General features: G+C 42.3%; 12 protein-coding genes. 8 read left to right on the top strand and 4 right to left on the bottom strand.

Features of this window, described 5'->3' with window-relative positions; genetic code table 11:
- Positions 1-339: 339 nt before the first annotated feature.
- A complete protein-coding gene (locus BMW43_RS17120; protein WP_091750512.1) occupies positions 340-912 on the top strand; it encodes a flavin reductase family protein in 573 nt (190 codons plus the stop codon).
- Positions 913-1,308: 396 nt separating this feature from the next.
- Here BMW43_RS17120 and BMW43_RS17115 read toward each other — a convergent pair whose 3' ends face one another.
- Entirely contained in the window at positions 1,309-2,118 is an 810-nt protein-coding gene (locus BMW43_RS17115) for a GntR family transcriptional regulator (protein WP_091750510.1), read from the bottom strand.
- 348 nt (positions 2,119-2,466) lie between these two features.
- Between BMW43_RS17115 and BMW43_RS17110 the strand changes: the two genes are divergently transcribed.
- The 6 genes from BMW43_RS17110 to BMW43_RS17085 all read left to right on the top strand — a co-directional run bounded on the left by BMW43_RS17110 (position 2,467) and on the right by BMW43_RS17085 (position 9,813).
- A complete protein-coding gene (locus BMW43_RS17110; RefSeq protein WP_091750508.1) occupies positions 2,467-4,890 on the top strand; it encodes a glycyl radical protein in 2,424 nt (807 codons plus the stop codon).
- Positions 4,853-5,800, top strand: coding sequence for a glycyl-radical enzyme activating protein (locus tag BMW43_RS17105; RefSeq protein WP_342725877.1), 948 nt, complete (start codon positions 4,853-4,855; stop codon positions 5,798-5,800). Before BMW43_RS17110 ends, BMW43_RS17105 begins: the two co-directional genes overlap by 38 nt.
- A 93-nt stretch (positions 5,801-5,893) precedes the next feature.
- On the top strand, positions 5,894-6,643 hold the full coding sequence (locus BMW43_RS17100) for a DeoR/GlpR family DNA-binding transcription regulator (RefSeq protein WP_091750506.1): 750 nt from the start codon (positions 5,894-5,896) through the stop codon (positions 6,641-6,643).
- Positions 6,644-6,900: 257 nt separating this feature from the next.
- Positions 6,901-7,638 carry a deoxyribose-phosphate aldolase gene (gene deoC, locus BMW43_RS17095; RefSeq protein ID WP_091750503.1) on the top strand — a complete coding sequence of 246 codons (738 nt, stop codon included), beginning with the start codon at positions 6,901-6,903 and terminating at the stop codon, positions 7,636-7,638.
- A gap of 295 nt (positions 7,639-7,933) precedes the next feature.
- Positions 7,934-8,755 (top strand): undecaprenyl-diphosphate phosphatase, encoded by an 822-nt coding sequence (locus tag BMW43_RS17090; RefSeq protein WP_091750501.1) that lies wholly within the window; start codon positions 7,934-7,936, stop codon positions 8,753-8,755.
- Positions 8,756-8,787: 32 nt separating this feature from the next.
- Entirely contained in the window at positions 8,788-9,813 is a 1,026-nt protein-coding gene (locus BMW43_RS17085) for an LCP family protein (protein WP_091750498.1), read from the top strand.
- A gap of 149 nt (positions 9,814-9,962) precedes the next feature.
- On the opposite strand, the gene BMW43_RS17080 is transcribed toward BMW43_RS17085, so the two are convergent.
- From BMW43_RS17080 to BMW43_RS17070, 3 genes are all read right to left on the bottom strand, one after another.
- Positions 9,963-11,174 (bottom strand): aminotransferase class I/II-fold pyridoxal phosphate-dependent enzyme, encoded by a 1,212-nt coding sequence (locus tag BMW43_RS17080; RefSeq protein ID WP_091750495.1) that lies wholly within the window; start codon positions 11,172-11,174, stop codon positions 9,963-9,965.
- Positions 11,175-11,395: 221 nt separating this feature from the next.
- A complete protein-coding gene (locus tag BMW43_RS17075) occupies positions 11,396-11,647 on the bottom strand; it encodes a DUF378 domain-containing protein (protein WP_281246132.1) in 252 nt (83 codons plus the stop codon).
- A 173-nt stretch (positions 11,648-11,820) separates the two neighbouring features.
- Positions 11,821-13,524 carry a tetratricopeptide repeat protein gene (locus BMW43_RS17070; protein WP_177173651.1) on the bottom strand — a complete coding sequence of 568 codons (1,704 nt, stop codon included), beginning with the start codon at positions 13,522-13,524 and terminating at the stop codon, positions 11,821-11,823.
- 225 nt (positions 13,525-13,749) lie between these two features.
- Between BMW43_RS17070 and BMW43_RS17065 the strand changes: the two genes are divergently transcribed.
- Positions 13,750-14,703 (top strand): sugar-binding transcriptional regulator, encoded by a 954-nt coding sequence (locus BMW43_RS17065; RefSeq protein ID WP_091750487.1) that lies wholly within the window; start codon positions 13,750-13,752, stop codon positions 14,701-14,703.
- Positions 14,704-14,776 lie beyond the last annotated feature (73 nt).

The raw sequence follows: 14,776 nt of genomic DNA, 5'->3' as shown, positions 1-14,776 counted from the left end.
AAGGTGGTTCTACTTTATTTGAGCTATAAGGTAACAGAAATATAAAATGTGTATGACGTATTGGGCGCAGTGGAATACTTTCTCATAATTTTGCATTTACTATTAATCATAGCCATATGAGTTGCTAGACCTGTTTGGTGTTCAGGCTAAAGCTTCGGGAGGGTCAGACAAAGTAGGTTATCTCCCAAATAAGCAGAAATGGGACGTCCAGGGGAAGGGCTATATCATATTCGGCTATTGTCAGAAATTCATACTGATGTTTATTGCATCACAGTGCAAGATATACTATAGCAAAGTTTAGATAATCCGGAAGATAATATTTTTTAAGAGGTGAGAGCTATGAAAAAAAGTTTGGGTGCGAAAACAATGCTTTATCCGACACCGGTTTTGGTCGTGTGTACTTATGACAATGAAGGTAAGCCGAATGCCATGACCGCTGCCTGGGGTGGTGTCTGTTGCTCACTTCCACCTTGTGTTGCGGTTTCATTACGTGAGGCTACCTATACTCATGGAAATCTTATGGCTAGAAAGGCTTTTACAATCAATATTCCTTCAGAACAATATGTGAAAGAAGCCGATTATTTTGGTATGGAATCCGGAAGAAAAGAAGACAAATTCGCTAAGACTGGACTTACTCCGGTAAAAAGCAATATGGTTGATGCCCCATATATCAGAGAATTTCCGGTCAATCTAGAGTGTAAGGTTATACAGGTTGTGGAATTAGGCCTACATACTCAGTTCATCGGGGAGGTTTTGGATGCAAAAATTGACGATACGATTCAAGAAAAAAATCAGCCGATTATCGAACAGATAAAACCATTACTATTTGCTCCCGATAGTATGAATTACTATGGTATTGGGAAACAAGTTGCCAAAGCATATGCTATCGGTAAGGAAATCGGGAATAAATAACGGATTTTTAGTAGAAGGTCAGCGTTTACAGTTTATCTAGCTTTTCAATTACTTCGGATAAGTTTGCAGATTTCCTTTTTGTTGATGAGTTATAGCAGGCTTATCAAAATACTGCAAACTTAATTTTAGGGGATGGCCGATCCTACGGTTGCAAGATTATCTGGTCATGAGTCTGAGAATTGCATAATATAATAAAATTTATACAAGGCAATGGGGTGGCTCATTGCTTTTTTCTGTGCTGTTTGCCATATTCGGCTTATAACCAAGACAGCCTGTTATCCGCTGACGGATAGCAGGCTGTTTTGATTATCAACTGTGGTCCTGTTAAAAAGCAAGAGAAAACGGTAATCAGAAAACATTATTTGCTTCATTATAATGATTTCCGGTATTAGTATCTTAATTGTTATTACTTCGCTTTTCTAACGTCGTTTCTCTGGAAAAATTCACCTTATTTTGATTAGCATATAGCTCCAGTCTCAATTTACAGGCTGTTCCCTTTTGATAGGAGTTGGTTAATTCAAAGGGGATGCCTGAATCCAGATAGGCAATGCGTTGGATTTTAAAGGCACTGGCTCCGGATTTGCAATTTAACAGTTGAGCCATTTCTTTATTTAATTTAACCGCCTCATAGGTTTCAATTGCTTTATGGAGATTTAGATCATATTTTGATTTCAAATAATTGTATAAGGAAGTATTGGAGAAATCTTCATTGACAATATCGTTGCACAAATAGAGCGGGATACGGGTGACTTCCAGTAACAAGGGTTCCGTATTGGCCAATCTCAGTCTGGTAAGTTTGAATACTTTCGTTCCTTCATTAAGCTTTAATTCTTTAGCTGTTTCACCTGTCGCATACTCAACCGCATGTTCTAAAACCTGTGAATGTGGATATATCCCCAACTCAAACATGTCTTCAGTGAAATTGTAGAGATGATTTAAGTTTCTGCTAAGTTTTTTTTCTGCAACAAAAGAGCCTTTACCTCTTCGTCTAAGGACAAGATTCTCTTCCACCAATTGATTCAGGGCTTGTCTAACCGTGGAACGACTCAGGCTGTATTGTGAACAGAGCTGACTTTCCGGCGGAAGCAGGTCACCCGGCTTTAACGTGCCGTTTTGTATTTCGTTTTTAAGTTGAGTGAACAATTGATAATATAAGGGGACTGTGCTCTCGTGTATAATAGTAAACTTTAAGGTATTAGCTGGCATATGATCTCTCCTGGTTCTTTATTTTCTTGTACACTGTGGGTATAACATGCAACAGGAATAGAAGACGGTTATCTTGCTGAGAATTAAGTTGCTTTTATATAATTTCATTATAGTGTTATTAATATTAATATGTAAATATGTATGATATATTTGTATCAAGTAATTTATTCAATAAAATTTGATTTTAACTAATGGCAAGAATGTAGAGTAAAACCATGTCAATATATAAGTGGTTTTAAGTATATCGGGGAATATTATAGATTTATACAGATAAATAAGCGAAAAATATTGATTAAATGCTTATAATTACTTATTATATAAATATAAATAATTTCAGAGGTGGTAACAATGAAAACATTTTTAGAATTTGTTCCCCGCAATGATGATATAGATCTGGCAAGAGTCCGCCGTTTACAGCAGATCATGGAAAAAAGGACAGCCAGTATCTGCAGTGAGCGTGCCGTGTTAATTACAGAATCGTTCCGGACAACAGAAGGCGAAGATTATGTTTTACGTAAGGCCAGGGCATTTGCCCACATACTGGGAAATATGACGATTTATATTCAAGATGACAGTTTGATCTTTGGTAATCAGGCAAGCCGTAATTTTGCAGCGCCTATTTTCCCCGAATATTCAATTCAATGGGTAGTTAAAGAATTGGATGAGTTCGATAAACGGGCCGGTGATGTTTTTCAGATTTCGGAAGAAGTAAAGCAAGATCTAAAAAGCATTGCGCCCGACTGGCAGGGATATACACATGAAGATGAAGTATTGAGAAATACACCTGACAGCATTAGGCAGGCCGAAAAACAAAGTGTGCTGCACCGAGGTGGTATTTCCATGTCGGGGGACGGCCATATTGTACCTAAGCATGAATTGATTCTCCAGAAGGGATTCCGGGGTATAGTGGAAGAAGCGGAAAGGCAATTGAAAAACGAGGGTTTATCTGAAGAAAACGTAATTTTCTATCAGGCCGTGGTCATTGCCTTAGAAGGTGCTTTGAAATTTATTAAGCGATACTCGGCATTAGCTTATAAGATGGCTGAGACGGAAACGGATAAGAAACGCCGGCAAGAACTTCTACAAATGGGAAGCATGTGTGAAACATTGCTGGAAAGACCCGCCCAGAGTTTCTATGAGGGCTGCGAGACCTGTTACCTGGTGCATATGCTGCAAATGATCGAAAGCAATGGGCACTCTTTCTGCTATGGCAGATTTGATCAGTATATGTACGATTTATATAGAGAGGACATAAAAAGAGGAATATTGACCCAGGAGAAAGCACTCGAAATCATTACCCATATGTTTTTAATGAACAGCAGCAACAACAAGGTAAGACCCTATGGACACACGAAATTCTCCCAGGGTTATCCGCTATATTCCAATCTGATGATTGGCGGCCGTAAACCAGACGGGACAGACGGAACCAATGAATTGTCCTATTTATGTATTGAGGCCATGAATCTGACCAAAATGGCCGAACCTAATTTTTCGATGCGCTACAACACGGATACGCCCCGGGATTTGTTGCGCCTGGCGGCAAAGCTGATCCGTACCGGTTGTGGAATGCCGTCGATGTTCAATGACGAGGTCGCGGTAAAGGGTCTTATGGACTTAGGGATTCCTCAGGAGGATGCGCTGGATTATTGCGCCATTGGCTGCGTGGAGACCGGTGTGCCGGGAAAATACGGGCATCGTTCAACCGGAATGACCTATGTGAACTGGGGAAAAGTATTGGAGCTTGTATTAAATAATGGTATGGATCCGGCTTCGGGCATCCAATTGGTTGCCATTAACGGCAAACCAGGACCGGAAGTTGACTATAAAAGTTACGAGGAGGTTTGGGCGGCCTGGGAAAACATGCTGAAATTTTATTCCGATTTGGCTGTACAATGCGACTCGATTTGTGACCGTGCCTTAGTTGTTTATGATGCCGATCCGTTTGCCTCCTGCTTTGTCGATAACTGCATGCACCTTGGCAAGACGTTAAAAAATGGCGGCTGCAAATATGATGTCATCTCCCAATCCAATATTGGACCCAGTGTGGTCGGTAATTCACTGGCGGTAATAAAGAATTTGATATTTGAAGACCGGAAACTGACCTGGGAACAGCTCTTAACGGCAATGAAAGCGAACTGGGAGGGCAAAGCGGCGGCTTATGTTCACAAGCTGGTAAAACAAGTGCCTAAATTCGGGAATGATGAAGATTATGTGGATAGTATCGTGAATGATGTCTTTCATTCCTATCTGAAGTTGCTGCCGGACTATAAGACGGAACGCTATGGAAAAGGACCGGAGGTAAGCTGCTATACCATGTCTACCAGTAACATCACTTCCTATGTGCCCAATGGACTGGATGTAGGAGCAACTCCGGACGGCAGGAAAGCCAAAAGCCCGTTAAATGAGGGCTGCTCACCCACACAGGGAACGGATCGGAATGGACCGACCTCGGTAATCAATTCGGTTGCCAAACTTCCCAATGATCAGGTGGCTGCCGGCCAGCTCTTAAATATGCGGTTTGCCCCCGGTGCGCTGGCGGATGATGAGAATCTGGAAAAATTCGTAGATTTTCTCAAAGCGAGCCTGTTAAAGGGAATTTATCATAACCAATTTAACGTTGTTGATACGAAGACATTCCTGGATGCAAAGAAAAATCCGGAAAACTATACCGATTTAATTGTGCGGGTCGCGGGCTATTGCGCTCAGTTCGTCTCCTTAATGCCGGAGGCCCAGGATGCCATTATCGCCCGCACGGAAAATACCTGGTCCTGATATGAGTACAAAAGGATTAATTTCAACGATTCAAAAATACTCTACCAAAGATGGTCCGGGAATTCGCAGTACCGTATTTTGCATAGGCTGTAATTTGCGTTGTAAATGGTGTTCCAATCCGGAACTTATGGAACCGGGGATAAAGTATATGCATTTTGAAAACCGGTGTATTCATTGTGGCGCCTGCGTAAGCATTGCCAGCAATCAATCGATCAAATTTGCGGAAGTAGGTTGCGAGATTGACCGGGCACGCTGTATTAATATGGACGAATGTATGGATATCTGTCCCCGGGAAGCTTTTGAAAAAGTCGGGTATGAGATAACCAGTGAAGAACTGGTCGGGAAATTGCTCAGAGATAAAGTGTTTTATGACCAGTCTGCCGGCGGAGTTACCTTTTCGGGCGGTGAACCGGCCCTGCAGGGGGATTTTGTCGTAGAAGCTGCAAATCTATTGCGGCAGCAGGGTGTCCATGTGGCATTGGATACGGCAGGCTGTTTATCCTGGGGCGAGTTGAAACCGGTGGTGGAAGCTGTCGACCTGGTTCTGTATGATATCAAGGCTTTTGACCGGGATATCCACATAGCCTGTACAGGAGCAGGTAATGAAATGATTTTAGCCAATGCACGGAATATTGCCCAAATGAATAAAGAAATGATCATTCGCCTGGTCATTGTGCCGGGCTGGAATGATCAGTTCACCGATATAAAAAAGAGGCTTAACTTTATTAAAGAGCTGGGAAAAGGGGTGATACGAGTTGATCTATTAAGGTATCATGCCCTGGGGGCCGGAAAGTACCGGCGTCTTGGCCTGGAATACCCGATAACAACCGGTCTGGAATGTGATGAAACGCTATTGGAAGCAACCAGGCAAATGGCCGTGGAACTGAATTTGAATGTCCATTTGGAATAAATAGAGGATATTTTTGTAGCTGCTCTAGAACTATAGACGTGATGATAGTAAGGCTGCCGTTTAATTCTTGTAACGGACAGAAAGGAAGTCATTATGTTTCAAGAAGAACGTATATATGAAATAGTAAATATGTTAAAAGACAGAAGAGTGCTGTCCAATCAGGAAATCATGCAGGCCTTTCAAATATCCCGGGACACGGCCAGGCGGGATATTGTTAAGCTGGTGAATGAGGGCTTTGCCATACGGACCCATGGCGGCATTGCGCTGCCTGCTATTCAAGATGAAGTTAAGGATTATAAAAAACGGCTTTCCATTAATTCCGAAGCTAAAATACGTTTGGGAAAATATGCACTGAAGTATATTTCCGCGGGGCAAACATGCTTTTTTGATGTATCAACAACGATTCAGGTTTTGTGCCAGTATCTGGACGAAAATGTGCTGGCTTTTACCCACTCGCTGGATAATATGGAAGCATTAGCCGGGAAACAGGGTGAGGTTCATCTGCTGGGCGGTAAGTTAGAGCCCAAAAATCGCTATTTGTATGGCAGTAAAACGATTATGCAAATTGAGGATATCCGTTTTGATATTGCCTTTTTAGGGGCGGCAGCCATAGCCGCGGACGGTATTTATGTAGTGGATGATGAGGATGCCTGTATCAAGCGAAAAGTAGCCGAACGGGCGGCTTTTGTTTGTGTTGTGGCCGACGGTGCAAAGTTTAATAAAACGAGCAGCTTCAAAGTAATCTCTTTTGAAAAAGTAGATGTACTCCTTACTACCCAGGAACCTCCTTTGTCGGTTAAAGAGAGTGTGAAACATACGGGCACAACTGTGGAAGTAGTATGAGTATCAGTAAAGCGATATCCGATTATTAAGTTTTCCACTTAAGACTTTTATATAAACAGCAGAGCGTTACGGCCTATTCTTGCAAACACAGCGTTGGTTTCAAGGGTAGGCCTAATTGTTTTGTGCTGGGAAAATACCTAGTTTGGGCTGGTTAGGGATTTTTATAAACATATTGACAGTAAATGATATATGATATATCATAAATGTATGATACATTTGATATATATCAATAAAATGTTTATTGGGGAGGATCTGCTATGAAACCAGAAAAAAAAGCGTGTGAAATGTCGCTAAGGGAACTTGCAGCTTATATTGACCAATCAGTTTTAAAACCGGAGTTTACTCAGGAAGAGATTAAAAAATATATTCAGGAAGGCATAGATTTTGGCTGTAAAACGGTCTGTGTTAATCCGGCATCTTTAGATATTGCCGCAGAATTGACGAAAGGCACGGAGACCAAAATTTGTGTCGTATGCGACTTCCCGTTTGGGTTATCCACTACAGCTTCCAAAGTAATACAAGCAGAACAATATTGCAAACGGGGCGATATCTTTGAGCTTGATATCGTAGCCAACTATGGCTGGATTCGCAGTGGACTGTGGAAAGAAGTAGAAGAAGATATTAAGGCGGTCTGTGACGTATGCCATAAATACGGGACGGAAGTGAAGGTAATCTTTGAAACGGATGCGTTGACTATTGAACAGGTTAAGAAGGCTACGGCAGCGGCCATTGCTGCAGGTGCCGATTTTGTGAAGACTTCAACCGGGTTTTATACGGGTGGCAAAAGTGATGGTGCTACGGTAGCGGTCATTCAGGCCATGCTGGATGTGGCTCAGGGACGCTGCAAAATTAAAGGATCCGGCGGAATTCGTGATCAAGAGCACTTCTTTAAGCTTATTGATATGGGAATTGACCGCATGGGCGTTGGTTATCGTTCTACACCGGTTGTTCTGGGAGTTAGCGTAAAAGATGCAGCCAATAAAGACACGTATTGAGTAACAGAGGTATTGACCGACGTCTCCATTGCACCCTATGTTTGTTCGCGGAAGCAGAAATTTGCCATTGGCAAATTTCTGCTTCCTTTCATTTGGCGATGAAAAATGATAGCTAGAGCCATTTTTCTGTCCTTATCAGTAAATAAGAAAAAACTAAGTTTGACATGATTAAAAGTAAATGTTGAAAAAAATGTTTTATGATGTCTAAGGGAGAGGTATAATGTTAAGGGATTAATTGAGCAGTAGTTAATTAAGTCTTATAGCGTAATTTGAAAAGTAAGCAGGAGGTACTATTTTGACTATATTTCAAACAATTGCTTTTGCAATTGTTCAGGGGATTACCGAGCTTTTCCCCATTAGTAGTGTTGCCCATGGAGTGCTGACACCGTACTTTTTTCATTGGAATCTGGATCCAAATTTTTTAAAAGAACATTTCCTGCCATTTCTAGTTATGCTTCATTTAGGAACCGCGGTTGCGCTGTTACTATTCTTTGGCACAGAATGGATACGGATCATTGCTTCCCTATTTAAAGCTGACCAAGAGAATAGAAAACTGCTGTATTTAATTTTGGTTGGATGCATTCCCGCCGGCTTGATTGGCATTACTCTGGAGAAACCGCTAAGGATGATGTTTAGCAGTGTGAGCAGTGCTGCCTTCTTTTTGATTGTCAATGGTTTTTTGCTTTACTGGGGCGAAAAGATGCGTGTACAAGGCAGGAAGCAGATACGTGATCTTAGCTACAAAGAAGCGGCAGTGATCGGTTTATTTCAGGCATTGGCACTGGTTCCCGGTTTTTCCCGCTCTGGTGCCACCATGACAGCCGGTTTTTGGGCAGGGCTACAACATGCCGAAGCGGCGCGGTTTTCCATGTTGCTGGCAACTCCGATTATTATCGGGGCTGGCATTGTAGAAGTTCCCCGGCTTATGCATACCGGTTTGGGTGATTTACTGCAAGTTTCCCTGGCGGGCGGTGTGGCTTCCGGAATTGCGGCGTATATAAGCGTATGGGCCTTGATGAAGTGGTTCCATACGAATGAGATCAGTGCGATGCGGCCCTTTGCCTGGTACTGCTGGTTAGTCGGTATACTTGTCTTAGGCAGTTATTTTCTTTTTTAAATTAAGATTGGTGTTTGTGGGAGAGTGTTTTTATGTCGTCAAATGATAAACCAAGAAGAAGGCGGATGCGCCCGACCAAACTTTTTTGGGTATTGCTTTTTATATTGATTACCGTACCGCTGACAACCATGGCATATTTATATTGGACAAGCGATTCTTCCGGTGTTTCCAGTCAGTCGGGTATGAGTAAAAAAACGATAGAACATTTAGCAAACCGCAAAATTAATATTCTGGTATTAGGTATTGACGAACGGAAAAATGATATTGGCCGTTCGAATGTTACTTGTGTCATGACGGTGGATACAGACAGTAAAAACGTGTCTATGTTGTGGATACCCCGGGATAGCCGTGTTGCTATTCCCGACCATGAATGGAATAAAATCGGACACGCCTATTCTTACGGGGGCCATCAGTTAGCTGAGCAAACAGTGGCCAACCTTCTGGGAATTCCCATTGACTACTATATAGCCGTTAATATGGATGGATTTAAAAAGGTCATCGATGCATTGGGCGGAGTGGATATCAATGTAGACAAGCGTATGTATTATTATGATCCCTATGATGAAGGGGAAGTGGATAACGATGGCTTAATTGATCTTAAGCCGGGGTTGCAGCATATGGATGGAAATACGGCTCTGGAGTATGTGCGGTTTCGTCATGATGAAATGGGGGATATCGGACGGATTGAACGGCAGCAAAAGTTTGCCAAGGCATTGTTGGAGGATATCATTAGCCCTTCTATTTTTACGAAGCTTCCCGGTGCGGTTAAAGAAGCGAACCGGGCTTTTCAAACCGATATACCGTTAACTGATATGCTAAGCCTGGTCTCAATAGCGAAAGATGCCTATAAAAACGGTTTGAAAACAGAAATGGTTTCAGGCAAGCCGGTATATATAGATAATCTTAGCTATTGGCTGCCCGACATTTTAGATATGCGTAAACAAGTGGCAGCGATACAAGGGGTAAAAATAGATACTGATTATCTGCACAATGCCGATATGCTTGAAAAAAATTATGAGAAATCTATTGCAAAACTTAAAGTGGAGGATGCACCCTGACGGTGAACCTATGATCCACAGGAAGTCCTGAAAGATAGCTGTAATGCTTGAATTCTATTTTTATATTAAAAAAAACGTGTCGCATTGCGTTTCCTGAGAAACGTTTTGCGGCACGTTTTTTTTAATAGGGGGGGATTTCTGCCTGTATTTTATATGATACTGAATTTTTTGCCCATACTAGAGAAAATATCAAGGGCTTTATCAATTTGTTCTTCTGTGTGAGTCGCTATGGTTGTCAGTCTGATTCGGCTTTCATTTTTCTTTACAACCGGATACTTTATGGCAGGAGCCAGAATGCCATGTTCAAAGAGATAGCGAGATGCATCCACGCATTTTTGCTCAGAGCCGATAATAATCGGGATAATCTGTGTCTCGGAATTGACTATATTGAACCCCAGCGAAGCTAATCCGGCTTTTAACCGGCGGACATTACGCCATAAGTTCTCGCGCAGGGAAGGTTCTGCCTGGATAAGCTTTAATGCGGCTAAAATTCCGCAAGCCTGTTCCGGCGGAATGGCAGAGGTGTAGATAAAAGAGGAGGATCTTAACTTGAGATATTTTATCAGACTCTCCGAACCGGCGACAAAGCCGCCGATTGCCCCTATGGCTTTGCTCAGGGTGCCCATTTCAATATCGACTTGTCCTTCCAAGCCCAAGTACTCGGCTGTTCCTTTGCCGTTTTCCCCCAGTACGCCTGTTCCATGAGCATCATCCACCATCACCATGGCATCATAGGTGCGTGCCAGTCTAATGATATCGGCAAGCGGCGCAATGTCGCCGTCCATACTAAAGACACCGTCAGTTATAATGAGTTTGCGTTTGTCTTTATAGCGTTTTAGAATTTTTTCCAGATGATTCATATCCTTGTGAATATAGTTTTTTACCTGGGCGCGGCTGATTCGGCAACCTTCGCGAATGCTTTGGTGATTGAGAAAATCGCTGATAATCAGATTATCTTCATCGTTGATAGGCAGCGGGATATCATAAATCCCGAACGGATCGGGATTATCCATGATGGCAGGTATGACTCCCAAATTGGTTAAGAACCCGGTGGCGAACGTAAGCGAAGCATCGCGTCCTTTAAATTTTGCCAGTTCCTGTTCCAGCTCTTCCAGCACTCTGATATTCCCGGCAATAAAACGGGATTCGCAGGTACCAATCCCGTATTTTTGAATTCCTTCCATGGCGGCTCTTTTTACTGTCGGATGGATGGAAAGTCCCAAATAATTATTTGAGCAAAAACATAAATACTCTTTTCCTTCAATCACTAAATTAGGGTAGGGGACAGCATCCACCACTCTTATATCTGGATAAAGATCATGTGCCTCGGTATATTGGAGGATCTCATTTATTAGTTTCATAGTTTTTTCCTCAATGACTTTCTAGTAGTTTAAAACTCCAATATCATATTATAGGAATCTGAATATTACCTGAAAAGCAATAACGTTTTTCACTATATGTGTCTATATGAAATTCAACAAAGCAGATTATGTGGTGTCAGGTAAAAAAACGGCCATAAAAAACAGGCCAGCTAAAGGTAACTGGCCTGTAAGACAAGGGTATTAACGAATAAAGAAGGAGATTACGGATTTTGTCCGTTATCATCCTGGTTTTCTGCCGGTTTCATCGCCGGTTGCGGTAAGGACTCATGACTGGAAAACACTAATTTAATGCACCAGAGACCTGCTAGACCGACTAATGAATATACAATGCGGCTAAGCATGGACTGTTGACCGCCAAGAATAGTGGCGACTAAGTCGAATTGAAACAAGCCGACTAACAGCCAATTGAGGGCGCCAATAATAACTAAAATTAATGCAGTTTTATCCATCATATCACCTCTTTTTTTCTCTAGTATGTAATTCGATTGTCGCTTCTATTCCTTGAATATAAGCTAAATTAGCCCTAGTGCTAACCGGTTGTATCAGCAATGGTTGTATATACGCAAAAAAAAGACTGACCCCAAGTCAGTCTAGTGCTGTCGACAAAGTAAGCCAATAATCTGTTTTATTTATTTTTGGTCAGCCTTATCTGTTCGCTGGTTTCCTTTAGAAGTTGCCGTAAGGCAGCTTCTACGCCGTTGATGACACTTGTCCAGTCATTGGGCTGTGGTTGGCGAAATAACCGTAACGTAGGATACCATGGACTGTCTTGACGATGCTGCAGCCAGCGCCAGCAGCTATTGAAATGGACAAGCAGCCATACCGGTTTTCCCATGGCTCCGGCAAGATGGCATACGGCAGTATCCACAGTGATGATCAGATCCAGATTGGCAATTAGAGCAGCCGTATCGGCAAAATCATTGCAAGCGTTCATCATATCTACCAGAGGGAACTCTTGCGGAGCCGGCGGTCCTTCCTTTTGCAAACTATAGAACTGAACAAAATCAACGGATAAGATAGGGGCAAGCCAAGATGGATGGATAGACCGTCTGGTATCGGCAGAGGAGAGTTCAATAGAAGCATCTCTTTGTTTACCAGACCATACGATACCAACCTTCAAATTAGTTCTCCTGGCTGGCGGCAGCTGGCGGTGCCATTTTTCAATATCCTCTGGCGGTATGGAAAGGTAGGGAACTGTGTGAGGGATCGTATTCAAGCGGGTTTGAAAGGCCAGCGGCAGGCTCAGCATTGGACAATAATAATCAAAATCGGGCAACGGTTCGCCATAGGGGATTACCTCAACGTTCAGCAAAGAATGAAGCAGTCTCACCAGCGGCGGTTGTACCTCGAGCACTACGCGAAGTCCTTGGTCGGCGGCCATTGACGCATACCGGCAAAACTGCAAGGTATCCCCATAGCCTTGTTCACCGCGAATTAGCAAGATGCGGCCAGGGATAGCCTCTCCTTGCCAGCGGGGTTTAGTGGTTTTTTCTCGATTGGAAAAGGGTTTGATGAGTTCCAGTCGCCATTCGAATTCACGCCAGCCTTCTTCAAGTTGTCCAGTGCTCAGAAGAGACATAGCTAAGTTTACGTGAGGTTCCGGATTGGCAGGAGACAAAGCCAGGGAACGTCTGTAGATCGTAACGGCTTCCGCCAAGTCGCCCGTAGAATGCAAGGCAACGCCAAGATTGTTGAGGGCTATGGGATAGTCCGGTTGAAGCACCAAAGCTCGTTTAAATAGGGCGATGCTTTTCGTAAAATCATTTTGGCAGTGATAAATACTGCCGAGATTAATTAACGCATAAAAATAATCAGGATCAATAGACAATACACGTTGAAAATACTCGATGGCTTCAGTTAATTGTGCTTTCTCCATAAGAAGGATTCCCAGGCCGTTTAGAGCTTCCAGATGATCCGGCGCCAGGGTGAGAGTCTGTTGATAAGCTTCCAGCGCGTCCTGTTTATTTCCTTGCTGGTCATGAACCCAGCCGAGAAAGTAGTAGATATCCGGGCTTCCCGGAATGAATTGGGCGGCCTGTTGCAGGGTTTGGGCGGCTTCGGTATATTTTCCCTGCATTACGAGGGCTTGGGCGTGATTATAGTATAGTTCAGGAGAATTGGGCTGAAGCTTCAGCGCTTTCTCAAAATATTCTGCTGCTTCCGGAAAATGGGTCAGTCTATATTCGATGTCTCCTAACAGACTCAGGCAGACAAGGCTATCAGGATGGCTCTGACAAAAGATAGAGCAGATCTCACGGGCTTTTTCCATTGACTGAATATTGTTACTGGATAGAGCCTCTAGAACTTCATGGTAGGGTAAAAGCTGCATATAGCATCTCCTCACATAACTGTAGCAGAAATAATAGTTGGAGAAACTTTCTTTATTAGTATAACTCATATTTTGGTAATTAGCATTATTCCGGCTTTCGTCCAGATGACAGAATGATTTACAGTATCTGCGGATATAGTGTACAATACAGATATAAAGAATGATCTTGAAATTTGTTTTATGTAATTAAATTTATTTTCATTTCATACTAAAGAGGAGCATTCTATGTCGAATGAAGAGTTTAAATTATTGGTAAGGGTTACTAAGAAGTACTACCTTCTGGATATGAAACAGGATGAAATTGCCCAAACAGAAAAAATTTCTAAATCAACCGTTTCCAGGCTCCTCAACAAAGCCAAGGAACTGGGCTATGTGAAAATAAATCTCGATTTTCCGACATTGGTAATGGAAGAACTGGAAAAAGAGCTGAAAGATGTTTTTAATTTGAAGCATATTTATATAGCAGAGTCGTATTCCAGAGATGAGCGCCTGATCTTGTCCAGTGTGTCGGATGGGTTATCAAGATATTTGAATACCATTATCTCCGACGGTGATCTTATCGGTGTGTCCTGGGGAGAAACGATGACTTATATGTCGGAGAACCTGAAGCTCTCTCCCAAAAAGGGTGTCAAGATTGTTCAATTGAACGGTGGTGTGGCCCGTAAGAATATATCGACATTGAGTGAAAAGATTTTAATCAATTTTGCTGAAAATTATGATGCTGTGGGATATTTCCTAAATGTTCCTTCTTTTGTGGATAATGCAGAGATTGCCAATACAATTATGCAGGATTCCAAAATTAAAGAGGTGTTGGATTTAGCCGAAGAAGCCGACACTGTTATTTTTGGGATTGGCTATATAAACAAAAACTCTATTCTGGTTAGGGCGGGATATTTTTCTGAAAAGGATTATGAGAATCTTCGGGCAGAAGGGTTTGTCGGGGATATTTGTTCCAGGTATATAAAGGAAGACGGCTCACATGCCACGGGAGAACTGTATAATAGGGTTGTTGGAATCAATTTGGAATCGATCATGAAAAAGAAAAATAGTATTGGGGTAGTTATTGGGCCTGAAAAGGCCAAAGCCACACTGGCCGCGCTAAAAGGTGGCTACGTAAATTCACTATTTACAGATGAGGCCACGGCAAAAGAAATCGTTAATTTATATAAAAGAGAATAATAAGTCGATTGGTCATTTGTCGGACAATGTAATAAACAAAATTGATAAAAGCAGGAATGCTTCACATAGAGTG

Origin of the sequence: Propionispora vibrioides, assembly GCF_900110485.1 — a bacterium.
In the GTDB taxonomy this organism is placed as follows: Bacteria; Bacillota; Negativicutes; order Propionisporales; family Propionisporaceae; genus Propionispora; species Propionispora vibrioides.
This window is presented reverse-complemented; position numbering and strand designations above follow the sequence as displayed.

What these genes read in the sequence shown, in the direction of transcription:
- BMW43_RS17120 (WP_091750512.1), top strand. Translation starts at nt 340, where the DNA reads ATGAAAAAAAGTTTGGGTGCGAAAACAATGCTTTATCCGACACCGGTT.
- BMW43_RS17115 (WP_091750510.1), bottom strand. Translation starts at nt 2,118, where the DNA reads ATGCCAGCTAATACCTTAAAGTTTACTATTATACACGAGAGCACAGTC.
- BMW43_RS17110 (WP_091750508.1), top strand. Translation starts at nt 2,467, where the DNA reads ATGAAAACATTTTTAGAATTTGTTCCCCGCAATGATGATATAGATCTG.
- BMW43_RS17105 (WP_342725877.1), top strand. Translation starts at nt 4,853, where the DNA reads ATGCCATTATCGCCCGCACGGAAAATACCTGGTCCTGATATGAGTACA.
- BMW43_RS17100 (WP_091750506.1), top strand. Translation starts at nt 5,894, where the DNA reads ATGTTTCAAGAAGAACGTATATATGAAATAGTAAATATGTTAAAAGAC.
- deoC (WP_091750503.1), top strand. Translation starts at nt 6,901, where the DNA reads ATGAAACCAGAAAAAAAAGCGTGTGAAATGTCGCTAAGGGAACTTGCA.
- BMW43_RS17085 (WP_091750498.1), top strand. Translation starts at nt 8,788, where the DNA reads ATGTCGTCAAATGATAAACCAAGAAGAAGGCGGATGCGCCCGACCAAA.
- BMW43_RS17080 (WP_091750495.1), bottom strand. Translation starts at nt 11,174, where the DNA reads ATGAAACTAATAAATGAGATCCTCCAATATACCGAGGCACATGATCTT.
- BMW43_RS17075 (WP_281246132.1), bottom strand. Translation starts at nt 11,647, where the DNA reads ATGATGGATAAAACTGCATTAATTTTAGTTATTATTGGCGCCCTCAAT.
- BMW43_RS17070 (WP_177173651.1), bottom strand. Translation starts at nt 13,524, where the DNA reads ATGCAGCTTTTACCCTACCATGAAGTTCTAGAGGCTCTATCCAGTAAC.
- BMW43_RS17065 (WP_091750487.1), top strand. Translation starts at nt 13,750, where the DNA reads ATGTCGAATGAAGAGTTTAAATTATTGGTAAGGGTTACTAAGAAGTAC.